15 protein-coding genes are annotated in these 19,419 nt (G+C 54.1%); 3 read left to right on the top strand and 12 right to left on the bottom strand.

What is annotated here, in order from left to right; genetic code table 11:
- The 5 genes from SACSAC_RS15795 to SACSAC_RS15775 form a co-directional block, all read right to left on the bottom strand.
- Positions 1 to 1,815, bottom strand: coding sequence for a sensor histidine kinase (locus SACSAC_RS15795; protein WP_051507171.1), 1,815 nt, complete (start codon positions 1,813 to 1,815; stop codon positions 1 to 3).
- Entirely contained in the window at positions 1,812 to 3,293 is a 1,482-nt protein-coding gene (locus SACSAC_RS27225) for a response regulator (protein ID WP_169833782.1), read from the bottom strand. Before SACSAC_RS27225 ends, SACSAC_RS15795 begins: the two co-directional genes overlap by 4 nt.
- 113 nt (positions 3,294 to 3,406) lie before the next feature.
- Positions 3,407 to 4,783: an AraC family transcriptional regulator gene (locus tag SACSAC_RS15785; protein WP_037288053.1), complete on the bottom strand. Its 1,377-nt coding sequence runs from the start codon at positions 4,781 to 4,783 to the stop codon at positions 3,407 to 3,409.
- A gap of 352 nt (positions 4,784 to 5,135) precedes the next feature.
- Positions 5,136 to 6,986 (bottom strand): glycoside hydrolase family 35 protein, encoded by a 1,851-nt coding sequence (locus SACSAC_RS15780; RefSeq protein ID WP_037288050.1) that lies wholly within the window; start codon positions 6,984 to 6,986, stop codon positions 5,136 to 5,138.
- Between the two features lie 99 nt (positions 6,987 to 7,085).
- Positions 7,086 to 7,976 carry a LysR family transcriptional regulator gene (locus SACSAC_RS15775; protein ID WP_037288047.1) on the bottom strand — a complete coding sequence of 297 codons (891 nt, stop codon included), beginning with the start codon at positions 7,974 to 7,976 and terminating at the stop codon, positions 7,086 to 7,088.
- A 160-nt stretch (positions 7,977 to 8,136) separates the two neighbouring features.
- Here SACSAC_RS15775 and SACSAC_RS15770 point away from each other — a divergent pair, with 160 nt between their 5' ends.
- A complete protein-coding gene (locus SACSAC_RS15770) occupies positions 8,137 to 9,096 on the top strand; it encodes a DMT family transporter (protein WP_037288044.1) in 960 nt (319 codons plus the stop codon).
- Positions 9,097 to 9,182: 86 nt separating this feature from the next.
- Here SACSAC_RS15770 and SACSAC_RS15765 read toward each other — a convergent pair whose 3' ends face one another.
- Positions 9,183 to 9,776, bottom strand: coding sequence for a GNAT family N-acetyltransferase (locus SACSAC_RS15765; protein ID WP_037288042.1), 594 nt, complete (start codon positions 9,774 to 9,776; stop codon positions 9,183 to 9,185).
- Between the two features lie 109 nt (positions 9,777 to 9,885).
- Here SACSAC_RS15765 and SACSAC_RS15760 point away from each other — a divergent pair, with 109 nt between their 5' ends.
- Positions 9,886 to 11,112: an acyltransferase gene (locus SACSAC_RS15760; RefSeq protein ID WP_084778099.1), complete on the top strand. Its 1,227-nt coding sequence runs from the start codon at positions 9,886 to 9,888 to the stop codon at positions 11,110 to 11,112.
- A 95-nt stretch (positions 11,113 to 11,207) separates the two neighbouring features.
- On the opposite strand, the gene dapA is transcribed toward SACSAC_RS15760, so the two are convergent.
- Positions 11,208 to 12,107 (bottom strand): 4-hydroxy-tetrahydrodipicolinate synthase, encoded by a 900-nt coding sequence (dapA, locus tag SACSAC_RS15755; RefSeq protein WP_037288039.1) that lies wholly within the window; start codon positions 12,105 to 12,107, stop codon positions 11,208 to 11,210.
- Between the two features lie 126 nt (positions 12,108 to 12,233).
- Here dapA and SACSAC_RS15750 point away from each other — a divergent pair, with 126 nt between their 5' ends.
- Entirely contained in the window at positions 12,234 to 13,145 is a 912-nt protein-coding gene (locus SACSAC_RS15750) for a LysR family transcriptional regulator (RefSeq protein ID WP_037288037.1), read from the top strand.
- 264 nt (positions 13,146 to 13,409) lie between these two features.
- Here SACSAC_RS15750 and SACSAC_RS27220 read toward each other — a convergent pair whose 3' ends face one another.
- From SACSAC_RS27220 to SACSAC_RS15725, 5 genes are all read right to left on the bottom strand, one after another.
- Complete coding sequence (locus SACSAC_RS27220; protein WP_051507169.1) at positions 13,410 to 15,707, bottom strand: sensor histidine kinase; 2,298 nt, start codon at positions 15,705 to 15,707, stop codon at positions 13,410 to 13,412.
- Positions 15,694 to 16,395, bottom strand: coding sequence for a response regulator transcription factor (locus tag SACSAC_RS15740; RefSeq protein WP_037288035.1), 702 nt, complete (start codon positions 16,393 to 16,395; stop codon positions 15,694 to 15,696). Before SACSAC_RS15740 ends, SACSAC_RS27220 begins: the two co-directional genes overlap by 14 nt.
- A gap of 287 nt (positions 16,396 to 16,682) precedes the next feature.
- Positions 16,683 to 17,645, bottom strand: a complete 963-nt coding sequence (locus SACSAC_RS15735) for a GGDEF domain-containing protein (RefSeq protein WP_037288032.1) — start codon at positions 17,643 to 17,645, stop codon at positions 16,683 to 16,685.
- 52 nt (positions 17,646 to 17,697) lie between these two features.
- Positions 17,698 to 18,630, bottom strand: a complete 933-nt coding sequence (locus tag SACSAC_RS15730; protein ID WP_037288030.1) for an EAL domain-containing protein — start codon at positions 18,628 to 18,630, stop codon at positions 17,698 to 17,700.
- A 188-nt stretch (positions 18,631 to 18,818) separates the two neighbouring features.
- A complete protein-coding gene (locus SACSAC_RS15725) occupies positions 18,819 to 19,298 on the bottom strand; it encodes a CBS domain-containing protein (RefSeq protein ID WP_037288028.1) in 480 nt (159 codons plus the stop codon).
- Between the last annotated feature and the right edge of the window lie 121 nt (positions 19,299 to 19,419).

Raw genomic sequence — 19,419 nt, 5'->3', positions numbered from 1 at the left:
TTACGCCTCCTTGTCCCACGCATACAGATTCGGATCGCCGGCGTGCAGCCAAAAAGAAGGAATCGTGAATCCGACCTCCGTCCCTCTGCCTTCCTCGCTGCGCAGTCGAAGCCGAACATCCTGACGGTAAAACAGCTTCAGACGCCGATGCACATTCCTCAGCCCTACGCTGCCGCCTCCGAGCGACGACTCCGAATCCATGAACGTTTCGACTTCGCGAAGTCTGACCTCATTCATCCCGATCCCGTTGTCCCGCACGGAAAGTTCAAGCCCTTCCCCGGTCATGCGAACGGTGATTTCGATTTTTCGTTCGTCTTTGCGCGCTTGCAAACCGTGTTTGCACGCATTCTCGACCAGCGGCTGAATGCTCATGCGCGGAATTCGCAGCTGCAAGGTTGCAGGCTCGACTTCGAATACGTAATCGAATCGATCCCCGAAGCGAAACTTCTCGATCTCCAGATACATCCGCGTAAATTTCAATTCTTCTTCCAACGGAACGCGATCATCCGGCCTGCTGAGCAGTTGACGCATAAGCAGGGACAGATTTTTGACGATTTCGGTGACTTCGAGATAGCCGTTTTTGGCGCACACGATCATTACGGCATTAAGCGTATTGAACAGGAAATGGGGATTCACCTGGCTTTGCAGCATCGCAAGCTCGGTCCGCACCCGGTCAAGTTCCAGGTTTTTTTGCCGGATTTCCAGCTTGTAGACATCGTCGATCAGCGAGCGGATCCGCTCGGCCATCACGTTGAACGCGCGAATCAAGCCGCCGATTTCGTCTTTTCCTTCAGGGATGACAATCGGATCGAAGCGCTGATCGCCGACTTTTTCCATATGGCGATACAGATGCTTGACCCGGGTATGATACGAACGGAAGATGAAAAAAATAAGCAGCGACGGCACGATGGTACTGATGATGCCCAGCCACAATATCGAACGCATCGATTCCGACCGCAGCCCGTCGATATAATGCGTATCCGCAATGCCGACGACTTTCCACCCCTGCACATAACCGAGATTGCCGAGCGGCTGCTCCAATGCAAAGCCTGAAGCCTCTTCTTCCGGCGTGAACGCAGGGTTGTCGTACAGCACGCCTTCCCCGTCTCTTCCGCCTCCCCCGTCCGCCGCCACTCTGTTCCGATCGTCGACCAGCCGAAGCTTCACGCTGCTGCGCTCCCGATTCAAGATTGCCGATATCCGGCCCAGATCGAGATCGACGCGCGAATATTTGGAATAGGTCGAAAAAGACGAATAGACATCCATCTTTCCGATCACGCTGATTCTCCGCCGCGGATGGTGCGTTTCCTTATCCATATACGCGGCTACCGCGATCGCCGAAGAGTCTTTCCCCAACGATTCCATCCACTCGGGCGATTTCTTTCCGTTTTCGATCACTCCGTAGTTCGAACCGTTTTGAATGCTTTCATTTTCGGTATAGACGCGGACCTCGAAAATATTCGCCGACATATAACGCGTCAGTTTGTCTCTCAACGATTCGTCGTAAACGGCATAATAATCCGAGGGCGAAGCGTAAGTCCGATCCAACGCTTGGTACAGCGAGTCGTCGGCGGCGATCGAACGGCTGAGCGCGACGCTTTCGTCGATCATGCCGATCAGCTCGCCGCGCGCGCGTTCGAGGGAGCGCCCGAGATTCTCCTGCTCGCGCGTTTGAATATCGGATGATGTCCGGAAGTAAAAAAACAGATTGATCGTCATGATCGGCAGCAATACGCAGAGCAGGTAGATCAACAGAAATTTTCGTTTGAGCGGTATATCGTTGAGTCTGGGTATCCAAGACCGGCGGCGTTTCACGAAACCGTCACCTGCTCCCTGATCCGATAGGCCGAAGGCAGTTCGTCCGTCGCCGCTTTGAACTTGGTGCTGAAATATTCGGTATCGTGATAACCCAGTCGTTCGGCGATTTCGGAAATCTTCATGTCGGTTCGCCGCAGCAGCCGCTGCGCTTCCTCGGCGCGCAGTCGATGAATATAATCATTGAAGCAATAACCGGTTTCCCGTTTGAATGCTTGACCCAAATAGACCGGATTCATGCCAAGTCTCTCGGCCAATTCGCGCAATTGCAGTTTGTCGCCGTAATGTTCGTTTACGTGCGCGATCGCGGCCCGAAGCGGATGCTCGGAGATCTCCGCGCTTGCCGCCAGCGACTCCGCGATCCGCTCGGCCTCGATCCTGCATCGAAGCTTCAGTTCTTTTTCTGCGGAAATGCGCGACTGGGCAAAGACTGACGAAATTTCGGGAATCGGCGGACGAATAAGCGACAGCCTATCCAAAACGTGACGGATCAACGAGTTGATCCAGCCCGAAGGTACTTCTCTTTGGGCGAACAGCTTGAATAATTCGGATATCGATTGCTCGGCTGCCGACGGTTGACCGGATTCGATATGCGTCAATATCTGTTGAGCGGCTGTCAGCATATCCGTATAGGTGCTTTCTTTTTCGGCGTTTCGGAAGAAATAAGGCTTCTCTCTCTCGGCCGTCGCCTGAGCATGCAACAAAGGAACGGCTTCGTACCCCTGCACGCCGACGCCGCTGTACCGGTACAAGTCCGACATGTGACCTTCCGACCGGAGCGAAGCTCTGAGCAAAGAAGGCGTTGAACAAGCGGCCAGCAGTCCGGCTCGGCCCTGCGCGTCCTCGAACGCCCAGGCATTGACCCCTTTTGCCTGTAAATGTTCCGCGACCCCTTCAAGAACAGCCCGTGCAGACCGTCCGTTTTCTTGCCGCTTTTCCAGCCCGGGTTCAGCCAACAGCATGCAGAGCGGCCGGTTGTCGGGACCGAGCAGCATTTCCGCTTCTTTGACGGCGGTCGGCTCACCCCGAAGCAATCCCGATATGCAGGACTGCACGGCTGCGCTGCGCAGTTCGGCACTTGAGCGTCGCGTTTCCACAACAGAGTCCAGCGGCGCTCTCAGTTCTTGAAGCAGCTCATGAATTTCTTCGGACACGATCGGCTTCAATACGTAGCGGTCTACGCCGAAACGCAGCGCCTGACGGGCATAATCGAATTCCGCATACCCGCTGACGATCACGCTTTTCGTGTGCAAGCCTCGTCGCTCCTGTAACACGCGAATCAGATCAAGCCCGCTTAGTCCCGGCATTCGAATATCGGTCAGCAGCAAATCCGGCTCGATTCGCTCGACCAGCTCCAGCGCTTCGTCGCCGTCCGAAGCCGCTCCGCACAATTCGTAACCGAACTTTTTCCAGTCGATGATTGTTTTCCAACCTTCCAGCATCAACGGTTCGTCGTCCGCCACAATGACTTTGTACACGACCATTCCTCCCGCCTGCCTATTTGTTCCAGTATGTCACCGCGAGGACGAACGAACAATGTACGCGTCTACGTTTTTTTGGACAATTCTACGCCGAATTGTAAGCGTATTCTTCAAAATGCGTAGGCAAGCATTTTATTCCGGTACGCGACCGGGCTGATTCCGATGACCGACTTGAAGCAGCGGCTGAAGTAAGCCTGATCCGCATACCCGACCTGACGGGCCACCTGATGAACCTTGATCGGCGTTCCTTTAAGCAATGCGCAAGCTCGATCGATACGAATCCGCGTCAAATGCCAGGTGAACGAATGCCCGGTCTCCGCCGTGAATAATCCGCTCAAATAATTGGGCGATATTTGCAGCCGCTCAGCGAGCATCTTCAATGTCAATCCCGGTTCGGCATATTCCGATTCGATCGCCAGCAGCGCCAATCGAACGGTACGGTTGGTAAATTCGAAGTCGGGGAGTGATTCGAACGCTTCGTCCAGGCCGAGTCCGCGCAGGCTTTGGCGATACAATCCCTTCAATTCGCCCGGGGATACGGCCACGCCGCCGATTCCCAGCTTCACCGTCTCGCCCAGTCTTCGCTCCAGCAGCCTGCGGCAGTCGGCAGCGTATTCTTCCAAAGGCGGCACGCTATAACCGTTCATGAACAATACGGCGGTCAAACGCTGTTCGCCCGTCGCCACCGCCGGAATCCCGTGTTCGGACAAGGCGTCGTCGAGCAATATTTTGGCCAGAAAACGGTCCGGCTTGGTCCAAAAGCTTCGGTCCGGCACCATGATCGTGAATAAACCTACCCAGTTGAACGGCGGCAGCAGCGTACGCTCGCTCCATAAGCCGTCCGTTTCCGGGCCGCTCAGAAAATCCTGGATCTTCTTTTCCAAAGCATAACGCTCGCGCAGACGCCGGGCGGATTCCGTCCCGCGCCCGTCCGGCGCACTAGGCTTGCCGACCTCGCCCGGCAGCGAAAATGCATATTGGGACAACTCCAAGAGCAACTTAAGCACCGAGGCGCGAACCGCGAATGATTCGTCCGCTTCTTCTTCGGCCTGTTCGCTGCATAAAAGTGCCAAACGTTCGATTTCAGGCTTCAGCTTGACGGTCAATTCGGCGTTCTCGGCAAAAAGCGTGCTGCCGAGCGCGGCGAACCGCTCGTACATTACGGCGTCCTCGATATCGAAATGCATGCAAAAATAAGACATGGACGCACAGCGCCCGATCCGGCTTTCGTGCATGCAATCGGGCGCAAGCAGCAGCAACTCGCCTGCTTCCTGCACGTAACGCTGCTCTCCGATACGCATGAGCTGTTGGCCTTCCATGACGTAATTGAGCTCGAATAAGGCATGATTATGCGCGGGATACGACCAGCCGGTCGATACTTCGCGCCAGTGGGTGCCGCACATTTGAAAAGAAAATCTGAGATCCGGCAGGGCGTATTGGCCGATATTGAAGTCTCTGCCTCCTCCGGCTTCGGATGTCCAGGACATGATTTCGGGCTCCTTTCTTTGTGGATGAGGGAAAAGCCTGTCTTCTTTTGAAAGACAGGCTTAGGTTTTCGAGAAAGTTACTTTGGCGGGGGGAAGCGAGAAGACTGCGAGAGAAATTGCCAGCATAGGCTTCCGAAGTGCATTTCTTCGAAATGCTTCACAAGACGCTGTCTCACTCGGAAAATGGATTGGATTTAACTAAGGATTTTTCCGAGTTCAAAGGCGTCTTGAACTGAATTTCTCTCTCCGTCTTCTCGCTTCCAGCTACGTTGGACTTTCTCGAAACGTCGAGCCTGTCTTTCTGGCGAAAGGCAGGCTACTACTTTTATATTTAATAAGATCTCTTTAGTGCCTAGCCCAAGTCCGGTACATCCGTCAATTCGACGAAAGGAGCTGGAGTGCCGGAATCGGCTGCGCCGCCGAAGCCGTGCAGTTCGAAGACGATGATTTCGTTCTCGCCGACGCGGAGCAGAGGGGCCGGGACGTAAAGGGTTTTGGTCGGGCCGGCTTGCCAGTAGCGGCTGAGCAGGAATCCGTTGATCCAGACGACGCCTTTGGCCCAGCCGTCGGTGCGGATGAAGGTGTCGGCCGTGTCGTCGGCGTTGAATGTTCCGCGGTAAAAGGCAGGCTGCGCATCGGAGGTTTCTCCCCAGCCTTCCGCCGAGTATTCGTCGCCGGTTCTGGCTTTCGATCGGTGCTCTGCCGGCTGTCCTTCTTGCAGTAAAGGAGCAAATTCCAAAGACGACAGATCACTCAGAGGCAGCGGGCGGATTTCCCAGTCGTGCAGGAATTGGTTGCCGACGCGGATGCCTTCGGTAATGCCTTTGCGGTCGCGCATCAGCGGACCGTAGTTGATGCGGCCCATGTTTTCGACCAGGATATCTAGGCGTACGCGGGTTCCGGTCGGCACGTTCAGCTTGATGCCCGGCTGCGGTTCCCAGCGGTTGACCAGGCCGATCTGCTGACCGTCCGCGAATACGAGTGCTCGGTCGCGCACTTCTTGCAAGATCAGATTGCCGCCGTTATGCTCGTCCCCGACCGTTGTCGTGTACATGATGAATCCGTAAGCTTGTCCGACTTTTTCCATCGGTTCCGGGCAGACGCTTCGAATCGCTCCGCCGGACAGCGCATCGGCACTTTCGAACAAAGGCGTCGATTGGGTCAGTTCTACGCGACCGTACGCTTTCTTCGGCAAAGGAGCTGGAAGCTCGGGCGGCGTCAATCCGAGGCGTTCGCTCAGCAGCTTGCGCACGGCAAAATAAGTCTCGGTCGGTTCCCCGTCCTCGCTCAGAATCGCGTTGTAGTCGTAGCTGTTGACCGTAGGCTCGTAGTAGTTGACGTGGTTGGCTCCGTTCATGAAGCCGAAGTTCGTGCCGCCGTGGAACATATAGAAGTTGAACGAAGCTTCCAGTTCCAGCATCTGCTCAAGCTCCGTCACGATTTCCGAAGAAGGACGCGTGTTATGCGGCGCGAGCCAGCGATCGAACCAGCCGTCCCAGAATTCCATGACCATCAACGGGCCTTCCGGCTGATGCTTGCGCAAAATGTCGAAGGCTTGCCGCGTTCTTGAACCGAAGTTGACCGTCGCCAGTATGCCTTCGACCGATCCGGCACGCAGCATGGCAGTCTCCGGACCGTCGGATGTGAATAACAACACGTCGATGCCGCGGCGAATCATCCCGTCACGCAAATATTCCAGGTACGCGTGATCCGCGCCATAGCTGCCGTATTCATTTTCGATCTGCATCGCGATAATCGGGCCTCCGTTCGTCGAGAGCAACGGAACAAGCCTCGGCAGCAGCTCGTCGAAGTAGGCGTCCACTTTTTCCAAAAAGGCAGGATCGGAGACGCGCAGACGAATATCCCCGTTTTCCAGCAGCCAGGCCGGCAGTCCGCCGAATTCCCATTCCGCGCAAATATACGGACTCGGACGAACGATGACATGCAGACCGAGCGATCCGGCCAACTTGACGAACGCTTCCAGGTCGGCGATGCCGTCGAACACGAACGTGCCTTCTTTCGGCTCGTGCACGTTCCAGGCGACATAAGTCTCGACCGTATTAAAACCGACCGCCATCAGTTTGCGAAGGCGATCTTCCCAATATTCAGGCACGACGCGGAAATAATGGATAGCGCCGGACCGTAACGTAATCGGTTCGTTTTCGTAATAAAAGTGATTGCCTCGCGTTTCGAATACAGGCATGAGCGACCTCCCGTTTGAGCGGATAGATTTGTTGGAACGCTTTCAATTTAAACATTTCGCCTTGTCTGCCCTCTGTTCCTGCTTTTACAAAAAAAGACCTTACTCTATCGCTTCAATCTGCCGGAATGCCGGATAAGCCGCGACATGCTCCAGAAACTTCCGCAGCGCCGGAGACGCATGTTCGCTGCTTTTCAGACAAATGCCGAGCCTGCGGTACGCGGGAATGCTCAATTCTTTTTGCACCACGCGGTATGGAGTTCGGTTTAATACAAGTTCCGGCAGAATGCTGATTCCGAGCCCGCTCTCGACCATCGAGATAATGGCGTAGTCGTCCCTTGCGGTAAAACGCACTTTGGGATGAATGCCGTGCAGATTGAAGATTTCCGTGATCTCGTTGACCGTTCCTTCTTCCAAAAGAAGAAACGATTCGTCGCCGAGCGCTTCGATCGGAAAACGTTCCTCGCCCGCCAGCGGATGATTTTCCGGCAAAATGACGAGCAGCCGATCCTGTGCCAGAAAGCGGCTTTCGAAATCCGATCGAACAGGCAGGCGCTGGAAGCCGCAGTCGGCCTGCCCCGTGTCCAGCCAATTCTCGATATCCGTGTAATGCCCGTGCAGCAGCTCGAAATCAACGCCCGGATGCTCCTGTTGGAACGTCTGAATCAGCCCCGGAAGCCAATTCACGGCGGCGCTGGTAAAGGTGGCGAGACGGATCAAGCCGGAACGCAGCCCTCGCAGGTTCGCCGTCTCGTCGAGCAGCTCCCGATGCGCCTGCACCATGTTGCGGATGTAGGGAAGCAGACGCTGTCCGTCGGAGGTGAGGCGGATGCCGGAACGGTCGCGGATCAGCAGCGTCAGACGCCATTCCTTTTCCATCGCGTTCAACATATGGCTGATGCTCGATTGGGTATAACCCAGCGCTGCCGCGGCTTTGGTCAAGCTGCCGGTCTCGAGCGTTTTGAGAAAAGCTTCGTATCTGTGGGTGGACATCTTGCGCCTCTTTCCATCATTAAAATTGTTCATGTTAAGCATGAAAAACATTCGCTTTTCTCATGCTTTTCTCCAACTTATACTGGGAAAGGCGAAATTGCAACGGATTTTTATGCAGCTTTTGCATCGACCTTACGACCGAAAGAGGATGACAAGAAAAATGGAACTGCGCATGACGAAAAGAACGGCCGATATCGCGATCGCGCTGGTCTCGGCGGGCTGGGGCTCGTCCTATTTATTGATGAAAATGGGAATGGAGGGCATGGAGCCTTTTACCCTGCTCGCTTGGCGATTTTTGCTGGCCTTCGCGCTGACGCTCCCGCTATTCTGGCGGCGCGTTCGCTTGGCTGATTGGAAGACCGTCGGGCAAAGCGCCCTGCTCGGCTTCGTCATGTTCGTTATGTTGAGCCTGCTGATTACGGGCCTGAAGACCACAACCGCTTCGACGGCCGGATTTTTAACCAGCGCCATGGTCGTGTTCGTGCCGATGCTTCAGTTTGCGATCACCAAGCGCAAGCCAAGCCTCGCCATGACCGGAGGAATCGTGCTGACGATGGGCGGAATCGCCATGCTGACGCTTCGACACTCGTTATCTTTCGAGAGCGGATCGCTGCTGTGCCTGCTGGGCGCTTTCGTGTACGCCGTACATATCCTGATGACCAACCGCTTTACGAAACGTTCCGACGGACTGACCCTCGGCGTGCTTCAGATCGGATTCATCGGACTATTCGGCTTGATGTTCGGCTTCCTGTTCGAGACGCCGACGATTCCGCAAGGCGCTTCCCAGTGGACTTCGGTCATCGGGCTTGCCGTCATTTGCAGCGCATTCGGCTTCATTATGCAGACGGTTGCGCAAAAATATACAACACCCGAACGAATCGGCGTATTGTTTTCGCTGGAGCCGGTCTTCGCCGGGTTGTTCGGATTCGTTTTCCTGGGCGAAGTGCTGGGCATTCAAGGTTACGCCGGCGCTCTGCTGATCTTGGGCGGCGTACTGGTATCGGGGATGAAACAAGCACCCGCCCGCTCGATTCCGCGTCCGCCGAGACTTCCCGGACGTTCCCGCCGTTCCGCGGAGCGCGTACGCGCAGTCGAAGCCGAGAGCGGAACCGGGGCATAAGAAACGCAATCGGAATTTTTTATATCCTATCAAAGAAAAAGCCGCCGTTGTCGTCTCGGGACGAATCCGGCGGCTTTTTCGCAGCTTCATTTACGGGTGCTCCGGACATAATCCGATCGCAACATCCCGTATACCTTCGTATCGATATACTCGCCGTCATACCGGAAGTCTTCGCGTTTCACGCCTTCAAGCACGAAGCCGCTTTTGATATAAACGCGTTCGGCTCTCGGATTGAAGCCGTACACTTCCAGCCATACGCGGTGCAGGCCCAATGTTTCGAACCCGTATCGCAAAAATAATTGGATCGCTTCCGTGCCCAATCCTTTTCCTTGTCCGTCCGAGCCGATCAAAATCCGAAAGCTGACGTTGCCCGAATATTCCTCATACTCGTTGAACACGGCTTCGCCGACCACCGTTCCGTTGCCTTGATCCACGATAGCCAGATCCAGCCGATCGGTTTGCGCGCTGCGGCCCGCATACCAATCCCTGATCTGCTGCTCCTGCTCCGCGGTACGAGAACGACGGGCTTCCTCGTCGTTATGTACGGATCCGGTCAATCGCTGCACGTCGACCTCCGCCAAAATGCTCAACATTCGCTCGCCGTCTGCCGCTTCGAACGGGCGCAGCAGTACCTTTTCTCCGGTCAACACCGGTTTTTTCGCAAAGTCGATCGAATTCATGTTTAACTTGTTCTCCTTTTTCGTTTATAATTGTAGCCGGCTTGGTTCTGAACCAGGTCTACCGATTTATTATATAATGTAGAAACGCTGCGGAAGGAGTTATTTCGTTATGTCTCAAGTTACCGGGGCGGCCGTCCAAAAGTCTCCGCGCGCTTCCCTTCAACGGGTGGACGAGTGGGGCCTGCTGCGCGGCTTGTCGTTTTTTGCTATCGTGATGCAGCATAGTCTGGGCGAATTCATTTATCGCGCCGATATCTTGTATCCCGACGCCGTGGCGATCGCGCTGCTGTATCATTTGATTCGCTACGGGACGCTAACGTTCGTTTTTCTCGCCGGAGCGATCCTTTTTTATCAGTACGGACGGAGCGATCGGCGTTACGCCCCCGTGCTGGTCAAAAGAATCGGAGATATCTATGTCCCGTTCGCTTGTTGGACCGTGCTGTATTGGATCTTGACCAAAACCCTGTCCCATCAACCGCTGTTCGCCTCGGGCGACTGGCCTGCTTTTCTCCAACAATTTATCGCGCCCACTTACGGTTATCATCTATGGTTTGTCGTGATGATCTTCCAATTCTATCTGTTCTTTCCGCTGTTTCGCGCCGTTGCTTCGGGTATCGGCCGATGGACGGGATCAGCTCGGACGGAGCGGGCGAAATTCGGAAAAATCGGGCTGTTGATCCTGCTGCTGGCGATTGCCTACGGCTGGCTGATGTACCTCTCCTACTATCGCATGCCGGAATGGCAAACGTCGGGACTGTGGAAAACGCTGCTGGATTACCGAACCTACGAGTTTCCGTACTATGTCTTTTACTTTGTGCTTGGCGGAATTTGCGGGACTTATTTGGAGAAATGGCGCGCATTCGTGCTTAAAATGCTGCCGTGGAGCACGCTTGCTTTTATCGGGATGTACATATGGATGAATCTCGACTTGCTCCGCAGCTCGGGCGAGCAGATCAATCTCAACTACTCGACCTATCTCAAGCCGAGCAGCTTCATCGCGGTTACGGTTCAAATTCTGATGCTGTACGGATGGGCGCTTCTGCTGCAAAAACAAGGCGGATGGTGGAGCAAACTGCTCGCGTCTTGCGGCAAATACTCGTTCGGCGCGTATTTGAGCCATGCCATGCTGCTGACGGGAATTGCGGTGCTCACGCGAAATTGGTTCTTCCCCGGTTGGCATCTGTTAGTGTCCGTGCTGACAGCCTTGTGCGTTGCTGCGGCCGCTCTACTGCTCTGCGCCGGGTTGTCCCGGATACCGGGAGGTCATTGGTTGACCGGCGGCGCGGGACGCAACTGGCGACTCGGCAAGGGAAAGCAAACATCAGCAAAAAAATAACAATCTCATCATAACGGGATGCAAAAAACCCTTCCGGGTTCCGCGAAAATGCGAAATCCGGAAGGGTTTCTTGAATTCGGGCGGCCGCGCGTCGACTACAGTACCAAAGCATCGCCCGGCAATACGCCCGTACGGCGCAGCTTGCCGCGCAGTTCTTCCCCGATCTCGACCATCGGAAGCCTGAGCGTGCCGTGCGCGATCTGGCCCAGTTCCGCGAGCAGCCATTTTACAGGCGCCGGATTCGGCTCTTCGAACATTAAGTTCATCAACGGGATCAATTCATTGAACGCCGTATGCGCTTCTTCTACTCTGCCTTCACGGAAACGACGGTAAATCGTAAGGAGAGCTTCTGTGCACACATGGGCCGATACGAGCATCCCGCCTGCCGCACCCGCTTCCATAAACTCCAGCAATCGCATATCGTCGCCGCACAGAACAGGCTTATGATGACCTGACGCTTGCAACGCTTGGAACAATTCCAGGCTACCGGAGCAATCCTTGATTCCGGCAATGCCGTCGATCTCCAGAAGCGTTCGTACCGTATCGACTTCCATTCGAACGCCCGTACGAGCCGGAATTTCATAGACGATGACCGGAAGACCGACTTCGGCAATCTTGCGAAAATGCGCCACGATCCCTTGCTGGGAAGGCTTATTATAATAAGGAACAACAGCCAGCACGGCATCGGCGCCCAATTTTCCCGCAAGTTCCGTCTTTTTGACGGAAGCTCGCGTATCGTTCGTGCCCGTTCCGAGGACAAGCGGGATGTTGGCGGCTCCGATCGCGGACTTGGCGGCGGCAGACAGCAGACTTAACTCCTCGCAGCTTACGGTTGGCGACTCGCCGGTCGTGCCGTTCACGACCAAGCCGTGAATGCCTTGCGAGACGAGCGACGAAGACAGCTTATGGAACGATTCCAGATCAAGCTCTCCTCCCGGCAAAAACGGAGTGACGACGGGCAAATAAATACCATGCAGCTGTTGTTCGGTTAACATTGGGGTTCCTCCCAGCAGACTTTTGTTAGGTTTACTTTATCATGGAAAATTGCATCAGCGTTAGCTATAATAAATGATACATCACATCAAAGTTTTTGATGAATTAAACATACGGGAGCGAATACAGTGGAATTGACCTATCTCCGGACGTTTCGGGAAGTGGCGCGACGCCAAAGTTTTACGAAAGCGGCCGAGGAGCTCGGTTACGCCCAATCCAGCGTCACGATGCAGATGCAGAAGTTGGAGCGGGAGTACGGCGTGGCGTTGTTCGAACGCTTCGGCCGCCAGCTTCGGCTGACTCCTCCAGGCGAGGCGCTGCTGAAGCTGGCCGTGCAAATGCTGGAGCTGTACGACGAATCCAAAGAAGCGATCGGCAAGCAGCTCGACGGAGCCGTCACGATCGGAACGATCGACTCCCTCGCCGCCTACTACCTGCCCCCGTATCTGCAGCAGCTTCGGCTCAAACATCCCGGAATCGGTATCCAGATGCTGCCCGACAGCGAAAGCAATTTGGTCAACAAACTCAAAGAAGGCGAATACGACCTGGCGCTGCTGCTCGACCGCAAGCCTGCCGATTCTTCGCTGCGCTGCATCGTCATCCGCGAAGAACCGTTGGTGCTCGTCGCGCCGCCGGGCCATGCGCTGACGGTCGAAGAAACCATCCGCTTGAACGATCTCAACGGCTGCGAGCTGATCGTCTCGGAAGGAAGCTGCCTGTACCGAAGCACTTTCGAAAAGGTACTGCGCGAACATGAGGTCAGCTATAAGATCGGTTTCGAATTGGGCAGCCTTGAAGCAATCAAGCACTGCGTCATGAACGGCTTGGGCATCGCTTTGCTGCCGCAAATCGCGGTCGAGGAAGAAATTCAGCGCGGAACGCTTGCCAGTATCCCGTTCGAACACCCGGATTTGAAATTCCATCTGCAACTGCTGCTGCACCCGAAAAAATGGATGTCGCAAATGCTGCTCACATTGATCGGACTGATGACGGACGAAGATGCCGAACAGGTGAACCGACGCTTGAGCGAAGCGCTTTGAGCTGTTTGTTTGAACGAAAAAACGCCCTGTCAAGGGCGTCAGGTTGTCGAGAAAGTTACGTTAGCGCGGGAAGCGAGAAGACTGCGAGAGAAATTCGTTCAAAACGCTGTCTCACTCGGAAAGTTGAATTAGATTTAAATAAGGAATTTTCCGAGTTCAAAGGCGTTTTTCACTGAATTTCTCTCTCCGTCTTCTCGCTTCCAGGCACACTGGACTTTCTCGACACGTCGACGCCCTGTTTAAGGGCGTTTTTTCAATTGGGAATTAATCGGAAACATCGTTTGTCTCCAAAGAGCGCTTCGGCATCGGCCAGCGAATGACCGCTTTGAACAAGTCGCCGTCAAGCTGAAGATCGAATGTTCCGCCTTGCAGTTCGACCAGACTTTTTACGATCGCGAGGCCCAGCCCCGAACCTTCCGTATGACGGGAGCGATCGCCTCGGACGAAGCGTTCCGTGATCTCGTCGGCTTTGAAATCCAGTTCGGCGGCGGACACGTTTTTGAACGAAACGACGACTTCATGCTCCAGCTCCGTCAACTCGATATGGGCGCGGGATCCCGGTGCTGCATATTTGGCGATGTTCAGGTACAGATTCTCGAATACACGGAATGTCTTTTCGCTGTCCAACGGTACAATTACTTTGTGTTCCGGCAGGCGCAAGCGCAATTGCACGCCTGCTTCCGTTAATGGGTCTTCCAATTCGATGCGCGCCTGCTTCAGCAGTTCCGCCAAATCGACGCTGACGGGCGCGATTTCCGTGTTGCCGCTGGATGCGCGGGTATATTCGAATAAATCTTCGATCAGCCGGCTCAACCTTTGGGACTTGCCGCTTAATACCTCGATATAAGCCTTGCGATCTTCTTCCGGAAGATCCGCTTGCTGGAGCAAATTCACATAAGTGAGAATGGCCGTCACCGGTGTCTTCAGATCATGCGAAACGTTGGTCACCAGTTCGCTTTTCATTTTCTGACTTTTCGTTTCCTCGTCCACGGCGCGTTTGAAGCCTTCGCGAACTTTTTGCAATTCTTGCTTCAGCGGATCGAACATTCCCATGCGACCGTCGATTTCGATGCCCAGATTGCCTTGAGCCATCAGGCGGACGGAATCGAAAAGACGCGCATAATCCTGACGCAGCCGATCTTTTTGCTTTTTGAATAAATAAAGCAGAACCAGCAAATACACAGCCAAAGGAATCAGTGCGTAAAACCATATCCATACCGCCGACGATACGATCGCCGCCAAAATCAAGAAATGCGCGGCCGTCAGCTTGATCAAAGAGCGATCGCTCCGGCTGGACGGATCGAACGTATGCAGCCCGTTAAAAGCGCGCACCGCCAGGCTTCCTTCCGCTAACGACGATCCGAATCCCCGACGAAAAGCCATCATCAAGAACCAAGCCGAGCCGCACCAGAAAATCAAAGTCCACATCCATACGCAGATCGCCAGCGTGATCGGAACGACGCTTTCTCCCGACCGAAAAGCTTCTGCGACAACATAAGAATATCTGGCGAATTCGATATAGAAAAGGATAGGAAGCACGGCTCCGAACAGCCAAAATTCCAAAGGCAAGCGCGGAGCGCGCGACTTCCTTTCCAAAGGCAGCAAACCGATCAAAACCGCGCAGCCGAGCGCCAAAAGCGCTATCTGTTTAAAGCCTGATTCTTCCATCGCATAGCCATAATAAGGTTCGAGGCTCGATAAAGAAGAATGGGAACCGCGCGGCAGCGCATAAACCATCGTGAATTCGGACGGCGCTTCAATCCGCTTGATGTACGGTTCGATCGCGGAAAGCTCCTGCATCGAGGGTTCGACCCTTCCAAGTCCCGATACGAAATCTTGGCGGTTCAGTTGATTCACCGTCATGCGGTCTTTCCAACTGTCCGGCAGTCCATACCAAATCGGGATGCTCATCGACCCGTTCCAGTCGAACCGGATCAGGGCATAAAACGCGTAATCTTCGGACAGCTTCGTTTTCAATTCCTCATTGTAAACGGTATCCAATAAACCTAACCAATCGGAGCCGTTGATCAGCCGCTGTCCGGTTCCCTCATGTTTTACCATGTACTGCATATCCGATAAAGCGGTGCCTCCGCCCATCATTTTGGACTGCCAACTCATGACTAACGCATCGAACCGGTTTTTGAAACTTTCCGGGATCGGCGCTCCCGAAGGATAGGAATTGTAAGCATTCCAACCGCCCGGCAGCAGAATATCGGCGGGCACGACGCCGACTGCTTGGTCTTTTCGCCAATTTTGCTGCGCGAGCGTAAACGGCAGGACATAGTTGGCTTTTTGCATATATTCGATCCAGTCTCTCGGTTCGTTCAGGTTCAGCGAAATGTCGGACGTTTCTTGCCGCGTCCAATCCGCTGCCCGGTACTGCATGGACGGATATTGCATGATCACGAACGCAGCGACAATGCCCAGCAAAACCGCTCGAATGAACCAAGGATGAATCGGCGGGAATTTCATTTTGATTTTCGATTTTGTTTTTTTAGCCGGATCAGCCGCTTTTCTTTCGGCTTCCAGCTCCTCGGACAGCGGTGCTTTATTGTTTTTCAAGTTTATAGCCAACCCCCCATACGACTTTCAGGTACTTCGGATTTTTGGGATTGATCTCGATCTTCTCGCGGATATTGCGGATATGGACCATGATCGTCTCGGTCGAGACGGCGCGGTCATTCCATACCCGTTCGTAAATCTCTTCCGCCGGGAAAACGCGACCGGGATGCCGAATGAGCAGATTTAATATTTTGAACTCCAACGGCGTAAGGCGGATCGGCACGTCGTCCACGCAAACCGTAACGGTCTCTTCATCCAGCTCCAACCCGCCGACCATGTAACGACCCGCTTTCGCTTCTTGCGCCGACAGCACGGACAAGTATCTCGAATACCGCCGCAGCTGCGAATTCACCCGGGCCAGCAATTCCATCGGGGCAAACGGCTTGGCGACATAATCGTCCCCGCCGATGTTCAGCCCTGCGATCTTATCGATTTCTTCGGACTTGGCACTTAGGAAAATGACCGGAAAATCGTACTTCTCCCGCAAGCGCATCGTCATCGCGATTCCGTCCATCCGCGGCATCATGACGTCCACGACGGCCAGATGGACCTCTTCCCGTTCAAGCTGCTCCAGCCCTTCTACTCCGTCGGTTGCCTGCAACACTTCATATCCCTGCGTCCGCAGGTAGATGCATATCCCCTCCAAAATCTCTTTGTCATCTTCTACGACCAATATCCGATACGTCATGACGGCTCCTTTCTTCCACGCGATCCCGCTTGCTTGATCTATGTATGATTCCCTCAAACGTCCAAACCTTCCTGTTCGATTATGCCTTTTGACGCCAGGAAGCGCAATCCGCACGCACAGAATCAAGTCACTTCGGCAAGGAGACATTCGCTTTTTGCCTTTTTATCGTACATGCGGCTTCTTAATGAACGCAGGTTGAAAAACGAAAGAAATTCGAAAGAAAACGATAGAACGACAAAAAAACCGCTCGATGATTAAATCGGGCGGCAGGGGAAACCACGAAGCTTTCACGAGCCTACTTGCGCGGTTTGGCCGTCGGCGAAAACGATGCTGCCTTGGACGGATTTGCAGCGTTTTTTGATGCGGGCGGATTCTTCGACGACTTCGTCGATGGTGTCGTAATGGCGGCTTCGGTTGGTGACGACCGCGATGGAGAGCGAGACGAGAGGGATAAGGCCGCGGCTGCCGAAGCGGTTTTCGCCGGTTACGGAACCGCGCATCAGGTCTTCGCTGCGATAGAAGTCGCGTTTCAACTTCTCGAACTCGTCGACGGCGCGGCTGCATGATTCTTCGTAGTCGTGGTTATGCAGGATTGCCACGTAGTCGTCGCCGCCGATATGGCCGAAGAAGCCGTCCTGTTGACCGAAGATATCGCTCAGGATGTTTGCCGTGGCTTGAAGCAGCAGATCTCCTTGCTTGAAGCCGTACCCGTCGTTATAGGATTTGAATTGATCGAGATCAATGTAGAGCACGCTGAACTTTTCCAAGCCGAGCGTCTGGTTCAGGCGATCTTCGATGATTCGGTTGCCGGGCAGTCCGGTCAAAGGATTCATGAAGGTGGCGATTTGAGTGCGCACATCGGCGACGGACAACAGCAGATGCCGTACGCTCACCGCTCCGCGCAAGCCGCCTCCGCCGCTGACGAGCACCAGATCATACAGCTCTTGCTCCGGCCGGTTCATGGCTTGGATACTTACGTCCGTAATCAACTCGGCTTCGTCCACCAGGAGCGGCCGAGAGTTCGACATGACGCCGACCGGCCGGTTCATGAATAGCGTAAAACCGTATCTTGTACCGATTTGCTGATAGAACTGGACTCGCATCATCAACGCCGTCGTCCCGTCGTCGCAGGCGATCGCCAATCCTTCGAGCTTCGGGTTTTGTTTGAACAAGTCATCTACCGCTTCGCACTTGGTGCGTGCGTCGACGATCGGAATCGCCTCCGCAATCTCTCCGATTTTTGTAAGCAACCGCTGCGTCCCCTCTCTTTTCTTTATTCAGCAAAACGACCCAAAAGCAGCTTCAGGCGAAGCGGCCTCTAGGCTTGATATCCGCTTTAGCAACTTGCTTTTTACCCGGGTCCGTCCAAATGATTTCCCGGTCTTCTTCCGGAAAAAGAGCCGGCTTCAGCTCAGGATCGGGGCGACCGAGCGCATAACCTTGTCCGTACTCAATCCCTTCCGCGCGTAAAAATTCGGCTTCGACACGGCTTTCGATCCCTTCGGCAATAATCGAGGTTCCGGATCCTTGCGCGAACTCTTGAAACAATTTCACCATGCGTCGCCGGTCTTCATGTTCATGCAAATCCCGAATCAAGGATTTATCGAGCTTGATGAACTCCGGTTTCAAATTCACGATGGTTTTCAAGCTGCTATAACCGGATCCGGCATCGTCTACAGCGATTCGGAAGCCTTGAGCACGATAATGCGAGAGCACGCGTTCAAATTCCGCATAATCCGTCACCGCTTGCTTTTCCGTTAATTCGAAAACTACGCGTTCCGGCGGCAGGCCGTACCTTTTCAGCAATCGCGCGGTTTCTCCGCTGCGATAAGCCGAATCGGTCAGCACGAGAGGATGCACGTTGATGAATACGACATGCCCCGAGATATCGTTCGGCGCTTGAGCGCGTATTCTCGCGGCTTCGAAGCGTTCAAACGAAGTTTCGCGACAGTAACGTTCAAAAGCGAATACCCGGTTTGTTTGTCCGATGTAATCGTAGAACATCTCCGTATTCGGAAAACTATCGGAGACTGGCGGACGGTTCAACACTTCGTAACCGAGGCATTCTCCGCTCTGCAAGTTCAGAATAGGCTGGAAAAACGTGGACAGCTTCCGGCCCTGAACAATCCGGTGCAGCTCCCTGGATCTTCCATACGACCGGGCCGAGGAATGAATGCTTTCCAAAAGATCTCCCCAAGCCGCGGCCATTCCAGGCATTAATAGCGGAAGTTTCATGTTCGTTCACCTTATATTTTAGGAATCGAGACTGAAGTCGGAATTCGAGCATCTCTATGCGCCTATCGTACCACTTGGATACCAAGCAAGCGTCAAACCTGTGTAAAATTCGTGTAAACACTAAAAACCCGTTTCGGCCTTTCGCCCTGATTGGGCAGACCGAAACGGGCATAAGGAACGAATTGAGTTTAACGGCTAACCGTATTCGCATTGAGTTCGTTCAAGCGCCCGGCAATTTGCTTGAGCAAGTCTCCCCGACTGATCACGCCGACCACTTCTTTTTTCTCATTGACGACAGGCAATTTCTTGAAATGATGCTTCGCCAAAATGCGAAGCGCTTCCTCCAGATCCTGTTCGGGAGAAACGGACTGCACGCTCTTCTTCATGATCTTCTTCGCCGGCGTCTCCACCTTGTACGCCAGAGCTTCGGCCAACTCTTCTGGCGGGCTGACGAATACATAGCTGAACATGTCATAGACCGTCTGCCTAGTAGGATTGATGTAACGCAAAATATCTCCGTCGCTGACCATGCCCGCGAGTTTCCCGTCCGCGTCCACTACAGGCGCGCCGTTGATCCGTTTGGCTACGAACAGTTGCAGCACTTCGGACAGCGGAGCATTCTGATTCACCGTAAGAACATCCTTGATCATAAAGTCGCGTACCTTCATCTTTTCTCCCTCTTTCTGTCGTGAAGATGAATGCTGGATACCTTTATTTTACTGCTAACCGCCCGAAGTGTAAACGCTCTCATAAATATGTCACACAAAAAACACTGGGAAGGTCTCCCCT

The organism is Saccharibacillus sacchari DSM 19268 (genome assembly GCF_000585395.1).
GTDB classification, from domain to species: domain Bacteria; phylum Bacillota; class Bacilli; order Paenibacillales; family Paenibacillaceae; genus Saccharibacillus; species Saccharibacillus sacchari.
This window is presented reverse-complemented; position numbering and strand designations above follow the sequence as displayed.

What these genes read in the sequence shown, in the direction of transcription:
- SACSAC_RS15775 (WP_037288047.1), bottom strand. Translation starts at nt 7,976, where the DNA reads ATGTCCACCCACAGATACGAAGCTTTTCTCAAAACGCTCGAGACCGGC.
- SACSAC_RS15740 (WP_037288035.1), bottom strand. Translation starts at nt 16,395, where the DNA reads ATGACGTATCGGATATTGGTCGTAGAAGATGACAAAGAGATTTTGGAG.
- dapA (WP_037288039.1), bottom strand. Translation starts at nt 12,107, where the DNA reads ATGTTAACCGAACAACAGCTGCATGGTATTTATTTGCCCGTCGTCACT.
- SACSAC_RS15765 (WP_037288042.1), bottom strand. Translation starts at nt 9,776, where the DNA reads ATGAATTCGATCGACTTTGCGAAAAAACCGGTGTTGACCGGAGAAAAG.
- SACSAC_RS15760 (WP_084778099.1), top strand. Translation starts at nt 9,886, where the DNA reads ATGTCTCAAGTTACCGGGGCGGCCGTCCAAAAGTCTCCGCGCGCTTCC.
- SACSAC_RS15770 (WP_037288044.1), top strand. Translation starts at nt 8,137, where the DNA reads ATGGAACTGCGCATGACGAAAAGAACGGCCGATATCGCGATCGCGCTG.
- SACSAC_RS15725 (WP_037288028.1), bottom strand. Translation starts at nt 19,298, where the DNA reads ATGAAGGTACGCGACTTTATGATCAAGGATGTTCTTACGGTGAATCAG.
- SACSAC_RS15785 (WP_037288053.1), bottom strand. Translation starts at nt 4,783, where the DNA reads ATGTCCTGGACATCCGAAGCCGGAGGAGGCAGAGACTTCAATATCGGC.
- SACSAC_RS15780 (WP_037288050.1), bottom strand. Translation starts at nt 6,986, where the DNA reads ATGCCTGTATTCGAAACGCGAGGCAATCACTTTTATTACGAAAACGAA.
- SACSAC_RS15730 (WP_037288030.1), bottom strand. Translation starts at nt 18,630, where the DNA reads ATGAAACTTCCGCTATTAATGCCTGGAATGGCCGCGGCTTGGGGAGAT.